Origin of the sequence: Marinomonas alcarazii, from assembly GCF_003208215.1 — a bacterium.
In the GTDB taxonomy this organism is placed as follows: domain Bacteria; phylum Pseudomonadota; class Gammaproteobacteria; order Pseudomonadales; family Marinomonadaceae; genus Marinomonas; species Marinomonas alcarazii.
Genome location: NZ_QKLW01000005.1, coordinates 26,762 through 48,556 on the forward strand (window position 1 = coordinate 26,762; position 21,795 = coordinate 48,556).

Annotated in this window: 18 protein-coding genes; 9 read left to right on the top strand and 9 right to left on the bottom strand. The window is 44.1% G+C overall.

Annotation, left to right across the window (positions count from 1 at the left end; translation table 11 throughout):
• Positions 1-60: 60 nt before the first annotated feature.
• From DFP75_RS11385 to ggt, 5 genes are all read left to right on the top strand, one after another.
• Entirely contained in the window at positions 61-2,157 is a 2,097-nt protein-coding gene (locus DFP75_RS11385) for a tRNA(Met) cytidine acetyltransferase TmcA (protein WP_110575724.1), read from the top strand.
• Positions 2,158-2,422: 265 nt separating this feature from the next.
• Positions 2,423-3,415: a TRAP transporter substrate-binding protein gene (locus DFP75_RS11390; RefSeq protein WP_110575726.1), complete on the top strand. Its 993-nt coding sequence runs from the start codon at positions 2,423-2,425 to the stop codon at positions 3,413-3,415.
• 167 nt (positions 3,416-3,582) lie between these two features.
• Positions 3,583-4,260, top strand: coding sequence for a TRAP transporter small permease (locus DFP75_RS11395; RefSeq protein WP_110575729.1), 678 nt, complete (start codon positions 3,583-3,585; stop codon positions 4,258-4,260).
• Between the two features lie 15 nt (positions 4,261-4,275).
• Positions 4,276-5,889 (top strand): TRAP transporter large permease, encoded by a 1,614-nt coding sequence (locus DFP75_RS11400; RefSeq protein WP_110575731.1) that lies wholly within the window; start codon positions 4,276-4,278, stop codon positions 5,887-5,889.
• A gap of 187 nt (positions 5,890-6,076) precedes the next feature.
• On the top strand, positions 6,077-7,834 hold the full coding sequence (gene ggt, locus DFP75_RS11405) for a gamma-glutamyltransferase (RefSeq protein ID WP_110575734.1): 1,758 nt from the start codon (positions 6,077-6,079) through the stop codon (positions 7,832-7,834).
• On the opposite strand, the gene DFP75_RS11410 is transcribed toward ggt, so the two are convergent.
• From DFP75_RS11410 to DFP75_RS11435, 6 genes are all read right to left on the bottom strand, one after another.
• The gene (locus DFP75_RS11410) at positions 7,831-8,583 is read right to left on the bottom strand and encodes a GGDEF domain-containing protein (RefSeq protein WP_110575736.1); all 753 of its coding nucleotides are present in this window, start codon (positions 8,581-8,583) and stop codon (positions 7,831-7,833) included. The genes ggt and DFP75_RS11410 overlap by 4 nt on opposite strands.
• 28 nt (positions 8,584-8,611) lie before the next feature.
• On the bottom strand, positions 8,612-9,373 hold the full coding sequence (locus DFP75_RS11415; RefSeq protein WP_110575738.1) for a sulfite exporter TauE/SafE family protein: 762 nt from the start codon (positions 9,371-9,373) through the stop codon (positions 8,612-8,614).
• A 94-nt stretch (positions 9,374-9,467) separates the two neighbouring features.
• Positions 9,468-10,826 (bottom strand): sigma-54-dependent transcriptional regulator, encoded by a 1,359-nt coding sequence (locus DFP75_RS11420; protein WP_110575740.1) that lies wholly within the window; start codon positions 10,824-10,826, stop codon positions 9,468-9,470.
• Positions 10,826-13,117 carry an ATP-binding protein gene (locus DFP75_RS11425; protein ID WP_245927045.1) on the bottom strand — a complete coding sequence of 764 codons (2,292 nt, stop codon included), beginning with the start codon at positions 13,115-13,117 and terminating at the stop codon, positions 10,826-10,828. The genes DFP75_RS11420 and DFP75_RS11425 overlap by 1 nt, the downstream gene beginning before the upstream one ends.
• 147 nt (positions 13,118-13,264) lie before the next feature.
• A complete protein-coding gene (epmA, locus tag DFP75_RS11430) occupies positions 13,265-14,242 on the bottom strand; it encodes an EF-P lysine aminoacylase EpmA (RefSeq protein WP_110575742.1) in 978 nt (325 codons plus the stop codon).
• 185 nt (positions 14,243-14,427) lie between these two features.
• Positions 14,428-15,315, bottom strand: coding sequence for an EamA family transporter (locus DFP75_RS11435; protein WP_110575744.1), 888 nt, complete (start codon positions 15,313-15,315; stop codon positions 14,428-14,430).
• Between the two features lie 291 nt (positions 15,316-15,606).
• On the opposite strand from DFP75_RS11435, the gene DFP75_RS11440 reads away from it, so the two are divergent.
• Positions 15,607-17,031: an aminotransferase-like domain-containing protein gene (locus tag DFP75_RS11440; RefSeq protein ID WP_110575745.1), complete on the top strand. Its 1,425-nt coding sequence runs from the start codon at positions 15,607-15,609 to the stop codon at positions 17,029-17,031.
• A gap of 112 nt (positions 17,032-17,143) precedes the next feature.
• Positions 17,144-18,136, top strand: a complete 993-nt coding sequence (locus DFP75_RS11445; protein ID WP_110575747.1) for an NADP-dependent oxidoreductase — start codon at positions 17,144-17,146, stop codon at positions 18,134-18,136.
• Positions 18,137-18,325: 189 nt separating this feature from the next.
• On the opposite strand, the gene DFP75_RS11450 is transcribed toward DFP75_RS11445, so the two are convergent.
• Positions 18,326-19,054 (bottom strand): SDR family oxidoreductase, encoded by a 729-nt coding sequence (locus DFP75_RS11450; protein ID WP_110575750.1) that lies wholly within the window; start codon positions 19,052-19,054, stop codon positions 18,326-18,328.
• Positions 19,055-19,309: 255 nt separating this feature from the next.
• On the opposite strand from DFP75_RS11450, the gene DFP75_RS11455 reads away from it, so the two are divergent.
• Positions 19,310-19,747 (top strand): DoxX family protein, encoded by a 438-nt coding sequence (locus DFP75_RS11455; RefSeq protein WP_110575752.1) that lies wholly within the window; start codon positions 19,310-19,312, stop codon positions 19,745-19,747.
• Between the two features lie 129 nt (positions 19,748-19,876).
• On the opposite strand, the gene DFP75_RS11460 is transcribed toward DFP75_RS11455, so the two are convergent.
• Positions 19,877-20,401 (bottom strand): nuclear transport factor 2 family protein, encoded by a 525-nt coding sequence (locus tag DFP75_RS11460; protein ID WP_110575754.1) that lies wholly within the window; start codon positions 20,399-20,401, stop codon positions 19,877-19,879.
• 132 nt (positions 20,402-20,533) lie between these two features.
• On the opposite strand from DFP75_RS11460, the gene DFP75_RS11465 reads away from it, so the two are divergent.
• The gene (locus DFP75_RS11465) at positions 20,534-20,944 is read left to right on the top strand and encodes a winged helix-turn-helix transcriptional regulator (RefSeq protein ID WP_110575756.1); all 411 of its coding nucleotides are present in this window, start codon (positions 20,534-20,536) and stop codon (positions 20,942-20,944) included.
• Positions 20,945-21,044: 100 nt separating this feature from the next.
• Here DFP75_RS11465 and efp read toward each other — a convergent pair whose 3' ends face one another.
• Complete coding sequence (gene efp / locus DFP75_RS11470) at positions 21,045-21,620, bottom strand: elongation factor P (RefSeq protein WP_110575758.1); 576 nt, start codon at positions 21,618-21,620, stop codon at positions 21,045-21,047.
• Between the last annotated feature and the right edge of the window lie 175 nt (positions 21,621-21,795).

Below are 21,795 nucleotides of genomic sequence, written 5' to 3' on the forward strand. Positions count from 1 at the left end.
AGTAACGCGCAAAGGCGAGACGAAAGTCTCTGTCGTACGACCACAAGGGAATTTATTTTAATGTCTGACAACCATCGTCACTGTTTTATTTTAAAAGGCTCGCCTCGCGAGGTTTTGCCAGACTTTCTTCAGTTGTGCGAAAATTTTTCTACACCTCTTATTGCTGCTCATGATGTGAGCCAATATGACGAATTACTCATTCCATCTTTAAAAAGAAAGCCATTTAAAACCTGCGCTTTTAAACAAACTCGACAAGAGCTTGGTAGCTGCTATGACGCTGTCTTAGTCGATCTAACCCAAGGCGTGTCAGCCAGCGCATTAGCTATTTTATCGGGCACTGTTCGGGGTAATGGCCTGTTCGCTGTCGTCTTACCGCACGCCGATTGGTTAAGTATGGCAGACCAAGAACTCTCTCGTTATTTACCTTGGCCCTACGAACCAGAACAAGTGTATTCCAATTTCAAACGTTATCTACTTGATCACTTAAAAAACACTTCCCCTTTCCAAGAGCTAAAAGCCCATCAGGTCGCCCCGCTACCAGCACTCACCCTTTTGGATGACAATGCGCCACTGACAGATGAACAAGCAAATGCCCAAGCTTGTTTATTTGCCGAGCAAGCACAGTCTTATGTGTTGATTGCACCCCGTGGACGCGGTAAATCCACGCTATTAGGAGACAGTTTGGCCAAGCTTGTACAAGCTGGCAAACGTGTAGCCATTACCGCACCCAACCAAGATGCAATTGTGAGTCTTAAAGCACGATTCGAAAGCCATTTTGAGGCAAACACTGTTACGCTTCCTTTTTATGCACCCGACGCCCTAATGGATGACTCAAACCAATGGGACTTTCTCTTTGTCGATGAAGCTTCAATGATCCCGTTGCCTTTGCTGATGGCACTAAATCAAAAAGCCAATCATTGTCTATTTAGTACAACAGATTATGGTTACGAAGGCTCTGGTAAGGGTTTTGGCATTCGTTTTTGCCAACATTTGGCATCACAAAAAACCACTAAGCCATTGGCGTTACAACCGCTTGTGTTGAGCCAACCTATTCGATGGGGGGAAAATGACCCACTTGAAAATTGGATCAACAACACACTCTTGCTGGCACCTAAAGAACAAGCAAAGCAAAGCTTTGATACCAGAATCACTTTCCCCATCAAAGATGACATCACAAATAAGATGCTGGTAGGCAAAGACTGGATAAAAGAAAACAATTTACTCCATGATACCTTCCAGTTATTAGTAAGCGCCCACTATCAGACGTCAGCAGATAATTTAAGATGGGTGCTGGATGATCCATCCGTTACCAGCTTCATTTCAATGACAGCAGAGCAAATACACAGTGTCGCCATAGTGACAGAAGAAGGGCATTTGCCAGAAGATTTGAGTCTAGCGGTGATGCAAGGAAAACGCCGCCCACGAGGACACTTAGTACCGCAATCCTTGCTTGCTCACGAAGGATTTGAAAACGCGGGACAGTATGGCTATTGGCGGATCAGCCGTATTGCAACGGAACAATCTCAACAAAATAAGGGCTTAGCAAGCCAGTTGCTAAGTTACATAGAAAAATCGGCAAATACGCACTGTGATTTTTTATGCTCAAGTTTTGCAGCTACACCTGATGTGCTTTCATTTTGGCTCAAAAATGATTTTTTACCGGTTCGATTAGGAACAGCTAAAGACCAAGCCAGCGGCAGTTATTCAATCATGATGGTAAAGCCACTAACACAGCTCGCCACTCAGCAAGCAATAAAATGGCAATCACAACTGCTTGAAGAATTGTTGATGAATCTACTTCTGCAATATGACGATTTATCCGTTGAGTTAATTTTACTTATTTTGAAGCAATACTCTTTCTACCAATCTGACATACCGTCTTTCGTGAAACTAACTGCTCAAGACGCCCATAATCTTGCGTTATTTGTAGACCATCACCGTCCCTTTGACAGTATTCGTCCTGCTTTCTTTAAAAAAGCGCTGTCTCTTGCCTTACAAGGCCAATTAATACCTAAAGAGCCAAGCCATCAACTATTACTAGAAGCAGCATTAGGACGAAACACTGAGCAAACTCGTCGAAATGCGAACCTAACAGGCAAAAAAGCCATGCACCAAAGTTTCAAAAAGCTTCTTTCAACCGTTCCGCCATCAAAATAGGCGAAAAACCACCCATTTGCATCTCTTATATGTGTGCAATCCCCCCCGACAAAATAAGTCAAAGCTCTTAATCGAAGACTTGAAAATAAATTTAATTCTTTAAATTCAATAAGTTAATAAAAATCTAAAGATTTGGCATGGATTGTGTAAACAGTATGGTTAGCATCACCTGCTTTGCTCTGTCTGCTTCAAATATGAACTTGGAGAAATATCAGGCTAAAAATCAGGTAAACAATAATAATTCAGTTTTTGGAGTTTTATAAAAATGAAAAAAATCAGCCTTGCTCTAACCTCATTAGCTCTTGCTCTTTCTGCTGGCACTGCAGTTGCGAATTGTGATCCAGGTGAGCGTGTTGTCAAATTCAGCCACGTTACTGGTGGTACTACTCACCCTAAAGTGGTTGCTGCAAATAGCTTCGCGGATCGTGTTAACAAAGAAATGAACGGCAAATTATGTGTTGAAGTTTTCCCTAACTCCACATTATTTGGTGATTCTAAAGAACTTGAAGCCCTACTTTTAGGCGACGTTCAGCTACTTGCTCCTTCTCTATCTAAGTTTGGTTCTTATACCGATAAATACGGTGTATTCGATCTACCTTTCATCTTTAAAGATATGGACCACGCTATCCGTTTTACCAAAACTCCAGAAGGCAAAAAGCTACTTACTGAAATGGATGAGTACGCTGGTTTCGTTGGTTTAGGTTACTGGATGTCTGGTATGAAATATTTTTCTGCCAACAAACCTCTTTTAGTGCCTAGCGATGCAAAAGGCATGAAATTCCGTGTACAAACGTCTGACGTTGCTAAACAAATGATTGCGGCAATGGACGCGTCTCCTCAAGCGATGGCGTTCTCTGAAGTATACGGTGCCTTGCAAACAGGCGTTGTAGATGGTCAAGAAAACACTTGGTCAAACATCTACACGAAAAAATTCTACGAAGTACAAGACAGCACAACGGAAACTAACCACCAGTTGTTGGCTTACTTGTTCATGACATCTTCTGAATTCTTGAAGAGCCTTTCTCCTGAAGATCGTGCGCAGTTCACGCAAATTGCTGATGAAGTTACACAAGAAGCAAACTTGAACGTGAAAGCAGCTGAAGCGGCTAACCGTCAAAACATCTTGGATGCTGGTGGCAAAATCAACGTGCTGACACCTGAACAACGTCAAGAATGGGTTGATACAATGAAGCCTGTTTGGAAGCAATTTGAAAGCTACATCGGTAAAGATTTGATTGACGCTGCTGCTGGCGCGTAATCCTTTCTTATCCCGCAGTGAGCTGACCTTAACCGGTCAGCTCTTGTGGATTTATCCTGTGCTTTCTTGATCCCTTCCTCTTCACCAGAGATCGGTCCTAGATCCTACAAGATATCCCACCGCTGCACTTTAACTTGTTCTGGTCCACTTAGTTAAGGAGACCCCCCATGGCACTTTGGCCGCACCTTTATTTACTTATTTTTATTATTATCCTTTGGGCATTAGAGAAACGCTTCCCAAAAGTCATGGAACGGGCTGAAGAAAACCTGCTAATCATCGTTATCTCTTCCATCATGGCTGTATCATTCGGGCAAGTTGTGGCTCGTTATGGTTTTAACACAGGCTGGGATGCGGCACTTGAATTCAATACCGTCGCCTTCTCTTGGTTAATTCTATTGGGCATGAGTTACGGTATCAAAACCGGCCTTCACCTAGGCGTCGATATTGTTTTGAACGCGGTTCCAAAGCCTATAACCAAAGCACTTTCTTTGTTTGGTGCAGCGGCCGCTATGCTTTATGGCCTTATCTTACTCGACTCTACGTGGCTCGCGATGCTTGGCGTAGACGTAAGTGGCGGCGCCATCGAGTACTGGTTGAAAATGTTCAAAATTGGCATAGGCTCCGAAGAGCTTCGTTACCCAGAATTTGTACAAGAAATGTTTGGTTTACGCCCACGCGTTCACCGTTGGATTGTTCTTGTTATCCTGCCAATCAGCTTGGCTCTCCTTTCTTATCGTTCTTTGCAAGCATTTATCGATATTGCCCGCGGCAAACGAGACATGCTGATCAGTGGCCATGAGGCACAAGATCTTGTCAAAGAAAACCAAAACGTCTTGAAAGACTAGCGCAGGAGCATCATTGTGGAATCAATCATTCTATTTTCATTGGTAATCGTCCTGCTATTTGTGGGCTTACCCGTTGGTATATCTTTGGGCTTATCGTCCATACTGTTTATTACTTTTTTCTCGCACGACTCCTTGTCGTCTGTGGCTATTTCTCTGTTCGGGGCAGGTCAACACTATACCTTGCTTGCTATCCCGTTTTTCATCATTGCCTCGTCTTACATGTCGACTGGTGGCGTAGCGAAACGTTTGATTAACTTCGCCATTGCCAGTGTCGGTCACTTTCGTGGTGGCTTGGCGATGGCATCGGTATTGGCGTGTATGATGTTTGCAGCTCTGTCTGGATCCTCTCCAGCAACGGTTGTTGCCATCGGTACTATCGCCATTGCGGGTATGACGCAGGTGGGTTACTCAAAGGAATTCGCGGCAGGCATCATTGCCAACGCTGGTACATTGGGTATTTTGATTCCACCATCCATCGTGATGGTGGTATATGCCGCATCTGTTGACGTATCGGTTGGCCGTATGTTCTTGGCTGGGGTTATACCTGGTTTGATGGCGGGCGGTATGCTGATGTTGGCGATCTATGTGGTTGCTCGTATCAAAAAGCTACCAGCTGAAGAATGGAAAGGCTTTGGCAACTTAATCCGTGGTGGTAAAGAAGCTGGCTGGGGCTTGTTCCTTGTCGTTATCATCATGGGTGGTATTTATGGTGGTGTATTTACGCCAACAGAAGCCGCGGTTGTTGCTGCTGTTTACTCAATGTTTATCGCCTTGTTTGTTTATCGCGACATGGGGCCTTTAAAAGGCAAAACATGGACGAACGACAATGACGCACCTCATGCACGTGTTGGCTTCAACGGAACGGTATATGGCGTGTCTTTCTTCCTTGTTTGGGAAATCATGTCATTCTTCGTGTTCGCTGACAGCGAAACCGTCACTGGTGGCGACCGTGCGATTTGGGGCGCGATCATGTCTGTCGCTTTGGCTATATTTTATGTCTACAAACGCTCTAGCAAGCTAGAAGAGTCTATTGGCGCTTGTTTGGCTGCCGGCATGCCAATCTGGGGCCGTAACTTGTCCATGATGCTTCGTGGTTTCTTCCCTTCTTTGTTTGGTGAAGAGTCTCGTAAAGTTATGCTAGAAGGTACAAAAACAACGGTTATGTTGATGTTTATCATCGCCAACGCTCTGTTGTTTGCTCATACCTTATCTGCAGAGCGTATTCCGCAAATGATCACAGAGTGGATGCTTGGCGTTGGCTTTAACTGGTTCACCTTCCTGATCGCGGTGAATATCTTGTTGTTGATTGGTGGTCAATTCATGGAACCATCAGGTTTGCTGGTTATCGTGGCTCCTGTGGTATTCCCTATTGCGATGGAACTGGGCGTTGATCCAATTCACCTTGGTATCATCATGGTTGTAAACATGGAGATCGGCATGATCACGCCGCCGATTGGTTTGAACCTATTTGTTACCTCTGGTATTACCGGCATGAGCTTGGCGCGTGTAGTAAAAGCGGCGATGCCATTTGTATTAGTACTGATGGTGTTCTTGGTGATGGTCACTTACATCCCAGCTCTATCTACTGCATTGCCGTACAGCATTATGGGACCAGAAATCGTTCAATAACCATTTCCACCCAAACCGTACTCAATACAGTACTCAATAAATTTATAAATTTTGACGCCCTTCGGGGCGTTTTTTTTGTTTATTGTTTACAACTTTACAGCACTTTTTCCTCTTCACTCTATGGTAGTTTTTTGTTCTGATGCGTTAAGGTACTTTTCATTCATCTGCATCTATAAGGATTTTACTGATGCTAACAACACGTTGGTTAAAAACATTTCGCCTTATCCCCTTACTTGCTTTTAGCTCTTTTACTTTTGCTGCAGAGCAAGCCGCGGACGCTGTCGCGCCAGAAGAAGCCAGCGGTGTAGAAAAGAAAACCCTAGCTCACGCTGAGAAGTTTATGGTAGCAACTGCCAACCCTGAAGCCACACAAGTGGGCTATGATATTCTCAAAGCGGGCGGTTCCGCGATTGACGCTCTAGTGGCTGTTCAAATGGTTCTTGGCTTGGTTGAGCCTCAATCATCAGGGTTGGGAGGTGGTGCATTCGCAGTGTATTACGATGCCGCTAATCAGAAGCTAACGACCTTTGACGGCCGAGAAACCGCCCCTCAAGAAGCCACACCCGAGCTTTTCCAAGATGAAAATGGTAAACCGCTTGCCTTTTACGATGCCGTTGTTGGTGGGCGTTCTGTTGGTACTCCTGGCACAGTCAAATTAATGGGGGTACTGCATGAACGCTATGGCACTTTGCCATGGGAAGATTTATTAACACCTGCAACAGAGCTTGCCCAAGAGGGCTTTATTGTTTCACCGCGCTTAGCAAACGCAGTCAAAGGCAGCGCCGAAAAATTGTCCCGCTACCCAGAAACCAAGGGCTACTTCTTCAACTTAGACGGCACACCTATTGAAGCGGGAAGCCGCTTACAAAACACACAGTATTATGACACTCTGCGTTATCTTGCCACATACGGGGCGGATGAGTTCTACACTGGGCAAATCGCTAATAAGATTGTCACTAAGGTGCGTGGCGCTCTAGACAATCCTGGCGTTCTGTCTGAGCAAGACTTTCTCAGTTATCGCGTCAAAGAGCGCGCTCCGGTGTGCTTACCTTATAAAGAATACGATATTTGCGGTATGGGACCACCAAGCTCGGGGGCATTAACGGTTGGGCAGATTCTCGGCATTACCGCACAGTTCGATCTTGCGGCTTTGGGTCCAAACTCACCCGAAGCATGGCAAATTATTGGCGATGCTTCACGCCTTGCTTTTGCCGACCGTGGTCGTTACATGGCAGACACTGATTTTGTGCCTATGCCCCAAGGCTTATTGGATCCGTCTTATTTAGCCGACCGAGCGAAACTTATCACCAAAGGCAAGGCTTTAGACAGTGTAGATGCTGGTGAGCCTGAGTGGCGTCATCCGATCAAACAAGCTGACGATATTGCAATTGAACTCCCTTCCACCAGCCATATTTCCATTGTCGATAAAGATGGCAATGCTGTATCTATGACCACCACCATTGAAAATGGCTTTGGTTCACATATGATGAGCAATGGTTTTTTGCTTAATAATGAGCTGACTGACTTTTCCTTTAAATCTCACCAAGATGGCTACCCAATTGCGAACCGCTTAGAACCAGGCAAACGTCCTCGTTCCTCTATGTCGCCAACTATTGTGATGAAAGACAACAAGCCTTATTTAGTCGTAGGCTCGCCAGGCGGCTCTCGTATTATTGGTTATGTTGCTAAAACGCTTATCGCACACCTTGAATGGGGAATGGATATTCAACAAGCCATCAACCTGCCAAATATGCTAAATCGCTTTGGTACATTTGATCTCGAAAAAGGCACTGAAGCAGCGTCTTACGAAAGTGCGCTCAAGGAAATGGGCTATAAGGTATCGATTCAAGACTTAAATTCTGGAATACAAGGTATCGTCATTGAGCCAGATGGTTTACTCGGTGGTGCTGATCCAAGACGTGAAGGTTTAGTGTTAGGAGATTAATGTCTACTCTCAGGTAGATAAACTTGATAGCAATCTCGCCCTGAGTTTTTGGCTTGGTAAAGGGCGAGATCTGCGTATTTAAAAGCGCTTTCAATAACGTTTTTTGAGTTATTTTTATTAATCGAGATGCCAATACTCACAGAGCAAGATACTTTTTTATCGTCCTGCTCTATTACGCACTCCCGCATGGTTTGGCAAATTTGAGCGGCAACAACCTCAGCGTCTTGTTGCTTAACATTTGGCAAAAATAAAGCGAACTCTTCACCGCCAAGACGACCAACAAAACTAGGACTTGGTGCCACTTTTATTAACACGCAGCCCAATGTCTCCAACACTTTATCACCACACAGATGACCGTGTTGATCATTAATACTTTTAAAGAAATCCATATCGAGAATTAAAAAAGCAAAAAAACGATTTTGATTAAACTCATCAGACAGCCAATCACTGGCTTGCTGATAAAAGTATCGACGATTAGAAGTAAGGGTTAAGCTGTCAGTCCTTGCCAACAAGGTCATATCTTTTTCTAAAAGATCCAACTTATAAAACATGCTAACCAGATGCCAAGAAAGCAATGGCGCAAGAAAGATCGGGATCAAAGTGGCACGGAGAATGTCTTCAAACCAAGTTGTTTCAAAACCCCAAAAGACAGAAATGAGAACGTTTGCAACATTCGCCAAAATCACGGCTAAAAAAGTAATGACACCGACAAGTTTGACTCGACCAATGGTCTGGAGCTTTTCTCTCATACTTATTTCCCTCGGGAAAACATCGCTGTTACACCGTTAGTAAAGTCATGGATTGCCAAATTAACCTAAACGCCATTAACGTTAATATCATGTTAAACACGCGATGAAAATAACGCTCTGGCATACGTTTTAATACTCTAAGGCCAACCCAAGTCCCTATTGCACCACTCACTATCATACAAGCTAACAAAGGCAACCAAGCGAGTAACGGAAACCCAGCCGCTTCAAACACCGCTATTTTCAAGACATGTTGTAACGACATAGCGGTTGCAAACGTAGCAACGGTACGAAAACGATCCGCATGAATCTGCTTTATAAAGGCCGCTACTAAAGGGCCTGTAGCGCCAGCAAACAACGTAATAAAGGTCGTTACGCCACCTGCCATGGCGGTTCCCCAAGGACCAAGCACGACCTTAGGTAACTTTGGCCCCCAACATAAATACAAGATAAATAACGCAATGGTTAAATACATAATAGCAGGTGGTAAGGAAACCAAGACAAAGCTACCAATAAACGCCCCCAACAAAGCGCCAGGCAAAAACGTGGCAATGAGTTTCCAATCTATATGACGCCAACTCATTGCCGCTCTTCCAGCGTTAGAGCCTAATTGCACAACACCATGCAGAGGGATAATTAATTGTGGTGGCAGAACTTGCGCCATAATACCTAGCAACATTACACCGCCACCGGCACCAAAACTCGCCGTAAAAAAAGACGTCAGCCCTGAAACGACAACGAGTAAAAGGAAAACATGCACTGAAACTTGCTCGAACAAGGAAACTAGAATCATAAAATCAATAACATCAAAAGAAATGAAAGTAGCAGAATAGCAAAATGGGCCCCTGAAATATCAGCAAGCCCATTCCAATTAGTGATACAGAAAATTATTGCTTGTAGATATCCTTATCTAAACCATACTTGCGCATCTTGTCGTAGAGCGTTTTTCTCGGTAGGCCTAACGCGTCCATTGTGCCTTTGATAGAGCCTTTTTGACGTAATAGCTCTTGCTCTAGCAAGGTTTTTTCAAAACGCTCCATTTGTTCGGGTAACGTCATCACTCCTGGGTTGTTTTCATTAATGATGATTTGATCAAATTCAAATGACCCCGCTTCGCCCATCAACACATATCGTTCAGCAAGATTACGCAGCTCACGGACATTCCCCGGCCAGTCGTAATTTAATAAACTGTGCATCCTTGCGGCTGAAAGCGCTTCTGCCTCACGCTTATATTGAGCAATAGCCACCAAACAAAAGTGCTGCCAGAGCAAAGAAATATCGTCCTTACGCTCTCTTAGTGGCGGAATATCGACTCGTACTACGTTGAGCCGATAGTACAAATCTTCTCGAAAGGTTCCGCCTTCGCTGAGCTGTTTCAGATCAACTTTGGTCGCAGCCAAAATTCGCAAATCCAGATCTATTGCCGTGTTAGACCCCAAACGCTCTAGGCGACGTTCTTCTAAAACTCGCAACAATCGAATTTGCATCGACATCGGCATACTTTCAATTTCATCAAGGAATAGCGTACCGCCATTCGCATGCTCTAGTTTGCCGATACGCTGAGTTTTCGCATCCGTAAACGCACCTTTTTCATGACCAAATAATTCAGATTCCATAATCGAATCTGGCACTGCGCCACAATTGATGGCAACAAAAGCATGACCTCTACGAGAACTATGCTCATGAATATAACGTGCCACTAGCTCTTTACCTGTGCCAGTTTCACCTTGAATCAAAATATCTGCAGCGGTATCTGCTACATGCAGTAAAGCCTGACGCAAACGATGAATTCCCGGTGTGTTGCCTATAATCCGAGGGCCAGGTGCATTCTGAGCCGCCAATTCCAAGCGCAAATTACGGTTTTCTAATGTCAATCGACGCTTATCAGAAGCGCGACGAACAACCTCTAGAAAGTCTTCATTCGAAAATGGCTTCTCTATAAAGTCGTACGCGCCATCACGAATTGCACTCACCGCCATGCTGATATCACCGTGCCCAGTGATCAAAATAAACGGAATTTCCGCATCTATTTTTTTGACTTCTTCAAACAACTCTAAGCCGCTTTTACCCGGCAAATTAATATCACTGACAATCACGCCAGACCAATCAAGAGAAAGCTTTTCAATGACTCCCTGAGCCGATACAAACTCAGCAACATCGAAGTCTTCGAGCTGCAATGTCTGCGAGATCGCCATGCGTACGGCTTGTTCATCATCAATTAATATTACTTTCTTACTGTCCGGCATTAAGATTCCTCTGTTACAACTGACTGAGATGACTGATGCTTAAAACGAGGTAGACTAACACAAAACTCGGCACCGCCTTCAGTTAGGTTTTTGGCGCTAATTTGACCGCCCATCACATCTACAATTCGCTGGCTAATGGATAAGCCTAACCCCAAACCTACCCCAGAAGATTTGGAGGTAAAAAATGGTTCAAAAAGGTGTTTGGTCGCCTCTTCACTCAAGCCATTGCCTGTGTCTTGCACACAAATCTCAATCTGATCTTCTGTGGCTCTTTGCTTGATAAACACTCGTCGTTCATTATTTATATCTTCTAAAATCGCATCCGCAGCATTGGCTAATAGATTTACCAAAACCTGTTCTAAAAAGACCATATCACCATTTACAAGAAAGCCTTTATCTTCGGCCACTACCAGCTCGATTCCCACTTCCTTGTAACGTGGAGTCATTATTTTTAATGCCCCCATAATCGCTGTTTGAACCGCTATAGGACCTTGCTGCACATCGCCTTTTCGGGCAAATACCTTAAAACGCGCAATAATGTCTCCCATGTGATGACCCAGCTGACTTATATGCTGCAAGTTAGCGTGAGCCTGTTCATATTGACCACGGTCTAAAAACTTCAAACCATTTCCAGCAAAGGCCCGAATAGCTGTTAATGGTTGGTTCAATTCATGGTTTAAACCCGCACTTAATTGCCCCAATACGGCTAATTTTGCCGTTTGAATAAGCTCTCTCTGGGTGCCTTTATGTTCCTCAATTTCTTGACGAAGTCGAATGTTAGCGTCTTCCAATTCAAATGTTCGTTCTTTTACTCGTTCTTCAAGCTCAATTCTGGCCTGAGTAATGTCTTGTTCAAAGCGTTTGCGCTCTGTCATGTCATGGAAAGTAACCAAGTAACTTAGACGATTCGGTAACTGCATCTGACACAAAGCCATCTCTACCGCTACCGCTTGATCTGAATAACACAGATACCCTTCGCGGGTTAGGACTTTGACTCCCAGATCATTAGCGACCGTTAACAGATCGTCATGGGAGGACACCTTTGGACCACTTTTATTATAGGGCTGAAATAGCTTATCCAAAGGCTCTCCAACCAAGGGTGCTAATGGTTGACCAACCAATTTCTCAACCGCGGGATTAAACGATTCAATCCTATAGTGCTCATCTAAGGTCACCAAACCAGCCTGTGTATTTTGTATTACTTCACGAATATAAGCTTGATTATGACGAGTCATTTCATTGGCGTCTGATCGCTCGCGCAACATACGGCTGCGCAACAGTGCAAGTCCAAACAGCAACCCAGTGATAGTCACACCGCCAGCAAAAATCGCTCGCCATAGAGAAATTTCTTCGTTAATGGTTTTCAGTGGCGCTAATATGGATATTTTAAAATTCAATAACCGAATAGGGCGACTCATTCGTAAAAAAGACTGCCTTTGTAATACCTCCACGCCATCAACGACAGTGTTTTCCAGAATATCAATTTCTTGGGATTTATCATCAAACGGCTTCTGATAAACAATCGCCAACTTCTCTATGGATTTACCGTAATAACGCTGAGATTCCGCAATACGTTGTAACTCAGTATGTGACAACTCGCCCAATACTCGATACAGCCAGCTAGAACGTGAGCTACTAAATACAATGCCGTCAGGGTCTAATAGTAAGAATTCGTAATGTTGATTAGCAAACCGCTTTTCGAACTGTGTTAAGTCAACTTTTACAACAGCGACACCTATAATAGAATCGCCTTCATAAACAGGATATGAGAAATAATAACCACGGCGATTTGATGTTGTACCAAGGGCATAATAACGTCCCGGCTTGCCTTGCATCGCGTCTTTAAAATAAGGGCGAAAAGCAAAATTACGCCCGACAAAACTGGCTGTTTCTCGATAATTGGAAGCAGCGATAGTCAAACCTTCAGTGTTCAAAATGTAGCTATCAGACGCTTCTGTAATGCGGTTAATTTGCTCTAGTTCACGGTTAAGTTGATTGATATCCGATTCAAAACCGTCGCGAAGCGCTTTGCTAACACGGTCATTGGATGCCAATAATGTTGGCATATGTTGGTATTTAGCAATCGCATTTTCTAACACACTGGCAAGCTGATTTAGTTGCCCAAAAGAATCAATCCGCAATTCTTTCACTTGCTGATTTCGTAACGCTTCTCCCCCCTTCCAAATAGACAAAGCAGAGATGATAAAAATAACGATATATAGCCAAAAAACATGCTTTTTCATGTTGTTAGCATCGAACAATTTCGCAACAAAACGATTACTTTGATTCAAGTGTGTGTCCTAATATATGTGCCAACGAATACATGTCTTCGATTGAATTCATTAGGTCTTTCAGGCGTTTTTGGATAACAGGTAAAATTGTGCACCTTTTATGAACTTTATGAAAGGCAGAGAAGGTCAGACTAACTGACCTTTTGCTCACGCTCGATTATGGGCAAAAGGCAAAACCTCAGCAATGTGTGACTTATGACACAGTAGCATCAACAAACGATCCACACCTAACGCCACGCCTGCACAATCTGGTAAGCCATTTTCTAACGCGGTAATTAAGCGCTCATCAAATTGACGGTTCGCCAAACGCATTACCGTACGCGCTGCTTTATCTTCGGCAAATCGTCTGGCTTGTTCTTTAGCATCGGTCAATTCATGATAGCCGTTTGCCAGCTCCATGCCTTGCCAATACAGCTCAAAGCGCGCCGCCACCAACTGCCCTTTCTCATCTAAATGAGTCTTGGCAAGCGCCGCCTGAGAAGCAGGATAACTATGGATAAAGCAAGGGGAGGACTGACCAATTGCAGGTTCGACCACACTGGAGAAAAGCAACTCAAGCAAGGTGTCTCGGTCCTCTTCTTGCAAGCCGTATTCCGTGTGTTCATGGGCGCATTTTTGCAATTCAAGTAAGGTTGCGTTGAAAGGATCCAGTTCGGTATGGCGTAAAAACGCCATTTGATAACTCAGCCGCTCGCAAATCAGCGTTTCATCATTCAATAGCACCGACAACAGATCTTGAATCTCATCCATCAATTGCCAATGGTCAAACCCTACTCGATACCATTCCAACATCGTAAATTCGATGCTATGGCGACGGCCAATTTCCTCAGCGCGGAATACTTTTCCCAACTGATAAATAGAACCCGAACCCGCGCACAATAAACGCTTCATAGCGAATTCTGGAGAGGTTTGCAGATAATAAGTAAGGTCTTGGCCTTGGGAACGTGTTTGACTGGTCAACACTTCAATATGTGGATCCGTAATGCTTCCCAAAGACAGACATTGAGTGTCCACTTCCATCACCTCACGGGCATCGAAAAAAGCGCGAATGGCTTTCAGTAACTGCGCGCGCTTTTGTAAAATCGAAAGGTCAGCACTGGGTTGCCATAAAGAAGCGTCGTACATAGAAAAGCACTCTGAAAAATAAAATGCATGATAGCAAATACAGCGTGAAAAATGGGCTTATTTCCCCTTCAATGCCTTAGTTACCATCTTTACGAGCGATCGACAATTCTTGGCTAGGCATAAAACTAACCGGCCACAATCACCGCTATTGGCTTCATAGTAAGCTTGTTCCTCACGCTCTTAATTTATATATTTTTCGTTCGTCTAAAAAACATCAATTTCGGCAATGCCATTTGCCCGACAAACAGACCTAGCAATATCAGCACCGCAGCGATTATCTGACTCGGTTCAATTGGCTCATGGTAAAACCAATAACCGCCTAAAATACCAAACACAGGCACCAACAAGGTCATTGGAGCCACGCTCGAAACTGAATATTTCATGATCATCTTATTCCAAAACCAGTAACCCAATAATGTCGTCGGGTAAGCTTGGAATAAAACCGAAAATAACGTCCACGAGGTAAATTGGCTCGGCAGCTCGGTAACAACGTATGTTCCTTCGAAAATAACCGCAAGCAATAATAGCGGCAAAGGCGCAAACGCCATTCCCCAGATATTAAAAGCAAAGATCGCTTTGGTGTTCGCACGTTTTACAATCAAGCCATTCACACTCCAAAAAACCGACGCCATCAATACCAGCACCAAACCTTTGCCCGTCACCGAACCACCATCAGCTTGCATAATCAACACCAAGCCAATTAGAGCCAATCCAGCACCCAGCAACTTATTACGAGTAATGGTTTCGTTTAAACATAACCAACCCACCAGCAAGCTACTGACAACACTCATATCCAATAACAAAGACGCCATTCCCGCCGAAACACCCGCACCAATCGATAACGTCGTGAATCCCCACACGCCGACACCAAAAGACAAACCATAAGCAATCAGATAACGCCATGGAACATCTGGCTTTTTAATAAAAAAGATCAAAGGAAACACCGCAAAGCTGAATCGCAACGCAGTGAGCACTAAAGGATGAACACTGTTCACACCCAGCTTGATCACACTAAAATTCAATCCCCATAACGCCATCAAGGCAAACAGCAACCCAAAGTCTCGTAGTTTCATTATTCGTTCCTAAATTTTCTAATCGTAGATGTGCACCACAACATTCCAATAAACGCCGTATTTCGATGGGCTAGGCACTAATTTCGAAAAAACATAGCTTTCCAGTATCACAACGAACTCGCGTGCTGAGTCAGTGTGGTGATTATTGAGGTAGGCGCGAGTTTCGAGAAGAAGCACCACACTGGCTCAACATGTCCACAAGTATCACTAGAAAACAAAAAAGAACACAGATTCAATTTTCAACAAAAATAAGAGTACAATTCAGGGAAGAGAAATATTTCTGGAGAGGTTATGGCGCTTTACGAAACGCTTGCTCAGCATTTTATTGACGACATACAAGCGCAAAGACTGCCAGCGGGAAGTCGTTTACCAGCTTTACGAACCATGGCGAAACAACATCAAGTCAGCATGACCACAGCGACTAAAGCCTACGATTACCTTCAGCAAACAGGTTGGATTTATGCTCAGCCTCAATCTGGTTACTTCGTTGCCAACCAAATAGAAAGTACAACCTTTCCAAGTCTCGATATCAGAGGGATTGAACAACGAGACCCAAAACGCTTCGCGCCACTAAATGGCTATAACCCTGCTTCAGCGCTTTTCAGCCCACTTGGCACCTCGATGATTTCGCCAGAATTACAGCCGAGCGTCGCATTACAACGCAGCATTAAGCGTGTCACCCAACGAGCCGGAAACTACCTATTTCAATACCCAGAAACACAAGGCGACAAGGGATTAAGAAGTGCTCTAGCCGAGCACTTTCGTCACAACAGTATTTCCTTTTCAGCCGCGGACTTTGTGATCACTAATGGCTGTATCGATGCGGTAAGACTGGCGATAGAAAGCGTGACCAAAGAAGGTGACACCATTGCCATTAGCTCACCCTGTTTTAGTGGCTTGCTCGATTTGCTGAGTGCTTTGTCGCGCAAAGTGATTGAAATTCCTATGAGCGATCAAGGCTTGGATTTAGACCATCTGGAAACCCTGATGCAACAAGACCTAATTAAAGCTTCCCTGTTTAGCACATCGAACATGAACCCAACCGGCATGACACTGCCCGCTGAACAAAAGCAAAAGCTCGCCAAACTCGCTGCACAATACAAAACGCCGATGATAGAAGACGACGTCTATTTCGAATTAAGCCACCAGAAACAATCAACGCTGCCAGCTAAATATTGGGATAAAGAAGGTTACGTGATTTGGTGTGGGTCTTTTTCAAAAACCTTAGCGGCAGGACTGCGTCTTGGTTGGTGTATTCCTGGGCGATATTTGACGTCTTACCTCAATCAACACGCCTTAACCAGCTTTGGCGTGAATGGACTGATGCAGTCCTGCATGGCGGAATTTATTAACACTGGGGAATATCGTTCTCATGTGAATAAAATTCGTACGGTTTTGAACCAGCACATCCATCATTATCAGCAATGTTTAATCGAGCATTTGCCTAAACAAGCCAAAATCAGCGCACCACAAGGCGGGATTGTACTGTGGGTGCAAGTCCCCGGGCTAAATGCGGTACAGCTTGAAAAAGAAGCCAATAAACAGGGCATCGACATCCGCAGCGGTGCGTGTTTCAGCACCCATGATTTTTATCACGATTGCTTCCGCATCAACTGCGGCTGGCCGCTCGAAAACACTGGGGATAAACACAGTACTTATCAACAATTGATCAGTTTGTGCGACAAAATCAGTGATTTGATAAAAACAGAAAGTTAACTAGGCAGGAGTGTTTGCACCTTTACTCCTTTAATCCTAACCTTTAGATCAACAAAAGCGCCCCAAACTCTGTAGATAAATATTAAGAGAAACACTAAGAGGATTATTTGATATGTCTTATCGCTCGGTAAAATTGGTTAAACGCCCTACTCTAGAAATCACTGAAGATGTCTTCAACATTGTGACTCAAGACATTCCAAAGCCAGCAGAAGGCGAAGTATTAGTTAAACTTTCCCATCTTTCTTTAGACCCTGCTATGCGTGGTTGGATGAGCCCAGATGAAAACAGCTACATTCCGCCAGTAAAGTTGGGGGATACCATGCGTGCCAGTGGCATAGGCGAAGTAGTTGAATCCAATAATGAGAAATTCCCTGTCGGCTCTCGTGTCATGGGGCTTATGGGTCTAACAGAATATGTCATCAGTGATGGCAATGGCTTAAACTTTATTCCAAAAGAATTACCCGCTGAAGCAATTTTATCTGTCATTGCCCTGCCCGGCATTACCGCTTATCACGGTGTGTTTGAAGTACTTAAACCAGAAGCAGGTCAAACACTTATTGTCACAGCAGCGGCAGGTTCCGTTGGTTCACTAGTGGGGCAAATGGCTAAGAATCTCGGTTTAACCGTGATAGGCGTGGCAGGCTCTGATGAGAAATGCCAATGGCTCACCAAAGAACTCGGCTTCGATCATGCGATTAATTACAAAGACGCAGATTTTGTTGAACAACTGACAAATGCCACTCCAAACGGCATCGATCTTTTCTTTGAAAATACCGGCGGCACAGCACAAGGTCCGATCTTTGAGCGCATGAACCCTCATGGCCGGATTGCTGTATGTGGCCTCATCGCTGAGTATCAAAAAGAAGAAGCTTCCCCAGGACCAAGCTGGATAGGCATAATCAAACGCCGACTAACAATCCAAGGCTTCACCATGCCAGATCATTTTCATCGTATTCCAGAATACGGTCAGGCATTGGGTGCCATGCTAGGCAAAGGCGAGCTGAAATATCGTGCCCATGTGATTGAAGGCATCGAAAGCGCAACCAGCGGCATTAACTTGCTATTTGAAGGTAAAAATACCGGCAAGCTGATTGTTAAACTGTAAAGCTTTTCGACGATAAGATTTAGTAGAAGCGTAAAAGGGGAATGGTTAAACGACCATTCCCCTTTCTAGTCTATATCAGTTTAATTCCTAACCATTTAATTCCTAACCATTTAATTCCTAACCAACTTTGGCATTAATAACCAAACCATTGTTGTCATTCCCGCGAAGGCGGGAACCCAGTGAAGCGAGCTAAAGGTCAAATTGCGACGGCAACATCACCACGTCCCGAATCGTCACATGACGCGGACGCGTTAACATGAAAATCAGAGCGTCGGCCACATCACTGGCTTCCATCAAGCTCCCCTTTGCCTTAGCTTCTGCCAGTTTGTCAGCAGGCCAATCAGATAATAAAGAGGTAATCACTGGGCCTGGCGATACTGAGCCAACGCGTATGCCATGTTTGCTGACTTGCCTACGCACGGTTTGCACAAAACAATTCATCGCCCATTTTGACGATGCATAAACGGGCTCCCAAGGCGTTGGAAAGTGGCCGGCTAACGAGCTGGTTATTAAAATATCGCCCACACCACGTTCAATCATATGCGGCAAAACATCACGCACATTTTTAATGACCACGTTGATATTCAGGTTCAACATTCTATCTATGGCGTCATTGTCTGCATCCACTAAATCACCGCCCACATACAAACCGGCATTCGCGTGAAAAATATCAATCACCTTAGATTTTTCTAAAATTTTAGACACCATTGCAGAACAAGCCACAGGGTCCAGCAAATCTATCGCCAGAGTCATGACAGCATCGCCATGTTTTTCTTGTAAGACTTGAAGTGCCTTTTCATCGCGGTCAACGATGACGACTCTAGCCCCTTCGGCTATTATGCCTTCAACACTTGCCAACCCAATTCCTGACGCACCGCCCGTTACCACGGCGACTTTTCCGATTAATGCTTTAGACATGTTGATTCTGCTTATTGTTTTTAAAAGATATCAACACGCTATCATTCTAGTCACCCAAGGTTCTGCTACTTTTTTGCTTATAACTAAACCAAATAGGGAGATTTCCCAATAAAACCACTTTCAAGTGGGTGTTTCAGGCAATGTTCAATTTTATTGATCATTTACCTCAAAAAACTCCGTTACTCTATTTCTTTTTTTTATATATAGTACATATCACTGAACCAAAACCTCCCCCTAACAATAAGGAAACTAAAAATGGCATCTTTCATTCAAAACATTACAAGCACGACGTCTGGTATTGCTAGCACTATTCTGCGTATTCCAGTCGGTCTCATTCTTATGGCACATGGTGCACAAAAGCTATTTGCTATGTTTGGCGGTTACGGTCTTGAAGGGACAGGTCAGTTCATGGCGTCTCTTGGTTTAGAGCCTGGCTATTTGATGGCGCTTTTAGCGGGCAGCGCTGAATTCTTTGGTGGCTTAGCCTTGGTTATCGGTTTATTGGTTCGCCCAGCTTCTGTCGTTATTGCCTTCACTATGCTAATTGCAATCGTAACTGTGCATATTTCAAACGGTTTATTCATGGCAAACAACGGCTACGAATACGCCCTAACGCTATTAATCGTTGCAGTTTCTTTGGTATTCAGCGGCGCAGGTTCTTACTCTGTTGATAAAGTCATTTCAGCTAAATAACGAATCACTTTACTAAGCTGTCATTATTGTAAATAAAAACCTCGATCCCTGTAGAAGGAATCGAGGTTTTTTTATGCTTTATGAAGATCAGAATAAGAAGAGCGAAAATACGAATAGCACAACCAAGGATTATGGACTCAAATCTGGGCTTTCATTCATCAATGAAGAATCCCAATGCTCCATCGCTTTGCCATCTTTAATACGCCAAGTATCAAACCAAGCTGTGGTATAAGTGCCATTTTCAGTTTTTACCTTACGTCGTGTGATCACGGTGACTAGATCACCTTCCGCCATCACTTCTGCTACAGGCCAATTCAACTTATCCGCAACGGGTTTAGGCTTAGTTTTCAGTATTTCAGTAAAGAAATACACCACGGCATCACGCCCATTCGCCGCATTTGGATTGTGTTGAATATAATCTTTGTCAATAAATTCTGGCGCCCTATCCCACTGATTCGCTTCTAATAACACTTTCAGAATATTGTAAACCACCTGTTTATTCGCATGGAGTTTTGGATCATCACTTACAAACAAAGCATCCGCATCCGCTCTAGCCACGACAGGAGTAGCAGGGGAAATGGCGGCAGATTGATCGGCGTACGCTGGAATATTTGTCACAGCAGCCAGGAAGGCCGCCAAAAACACTCTTTTCATTGGGTTATCTCCTGCATAAAATCGTTACGCTTTGATTAGTCTGTTAACAACACTAGATGTATATTAGAGAGTAATGACCCATTGTAAATAAGGCAGTTTTTAAGCAGTAAGTAACATAGAGGTAACTACCTAATGGACAATTCAGATCAAACAAGCCCTAAGTCAAAAACGCCATTGCGTAATAAACAGAACACTAAAGCATTTGAGGCTTGCCCAATTCGCGACGTGCTAGATAGAGTTGCAAACAAATGGAGCCTGTTACTTCTTCTGACGCTAGCCAGCGAAGCTCACCGATTTAGCGCATTGCGTCGCGCCGTTCCCGATATTTCACAACGCATGCTGACTCAAACATTACGAGATCTTCAGCATGATGGTTTTATCAGTCGCCATGTTTACCCGACAGTACCACCAAGCGTGGAATACAAACTAACCTCACTTGGCCACTCGCTGCTTGAACCATTACAACAATTAACCAAGTGGGCTGACGCCAACCACGATGCAATCCGTGCCGCACGTGCAGAATTTAAACAAAATGCCGTTTAATGAAAAAACAGCCGTTTAGAAACAAAAAGCCGTTTAGAAACAAAAAGCCCCGATAGTTTCCTATCGGGGCTTTTTTTCATTCATCACGCTAAATTAGGAATTATTTACCTGTAGCGCGAGAAACGTATTCACCTGTACGAGTATCAATACGTAACACTTCACCGATGTTGATAAACAGAGGTACACGAACCATAGCACCAGTTACCAAGTATGCAGGTTTAGAACCACCGTTGGCGGTATCGCCTTTTACACCAGGATCTGTGTCTTTCACTTCAAGTTCAATGAAGTTCGGTGCAGCAACGGCCAGCGGAGCGCCATTGTATAAAGTCACAACGTATCTTTCTTGCTCTTTTAGCCACTTAACCGTTTCGCCTACCGCAGTTTCATCTGCCGCATGCTGTTCAAAAGAACCATCAACGGCCATAAAGTGCCAGAACTCACCGTCGGTGTACAAGTACTCCATGTCGGTGTCCATAACATCGGCAGATTCAAGCGTGTCGCCTGATTTAAAAGTACGTTCCCACACTCGACCAGAACGTAAGTTACGCAATTTCAAGCGGTTAAAGGCTTGGCCTTTACCTGGTTTAACGTGTTCGTTATCGATAATCGCACATGGATCACCATCAACCATTACTTTAGCGCCGCTGCGCATATCGCTGGTAGAAATATTAGCCATACATCCTCACAGTATATTTTTAGAGAAAAGGCTCTGACTGGCGTATCATGTCAGTCCCAAGATCTCTGCGAACTTCTTTTTACACCATTTAGAACCACTAAATAGGCAAGTAAAAAGAGCGTTTGCAAAGATCTCGGAGAGCCACTGGCCGAATCGGCCCAAATAAGTTGGCGCA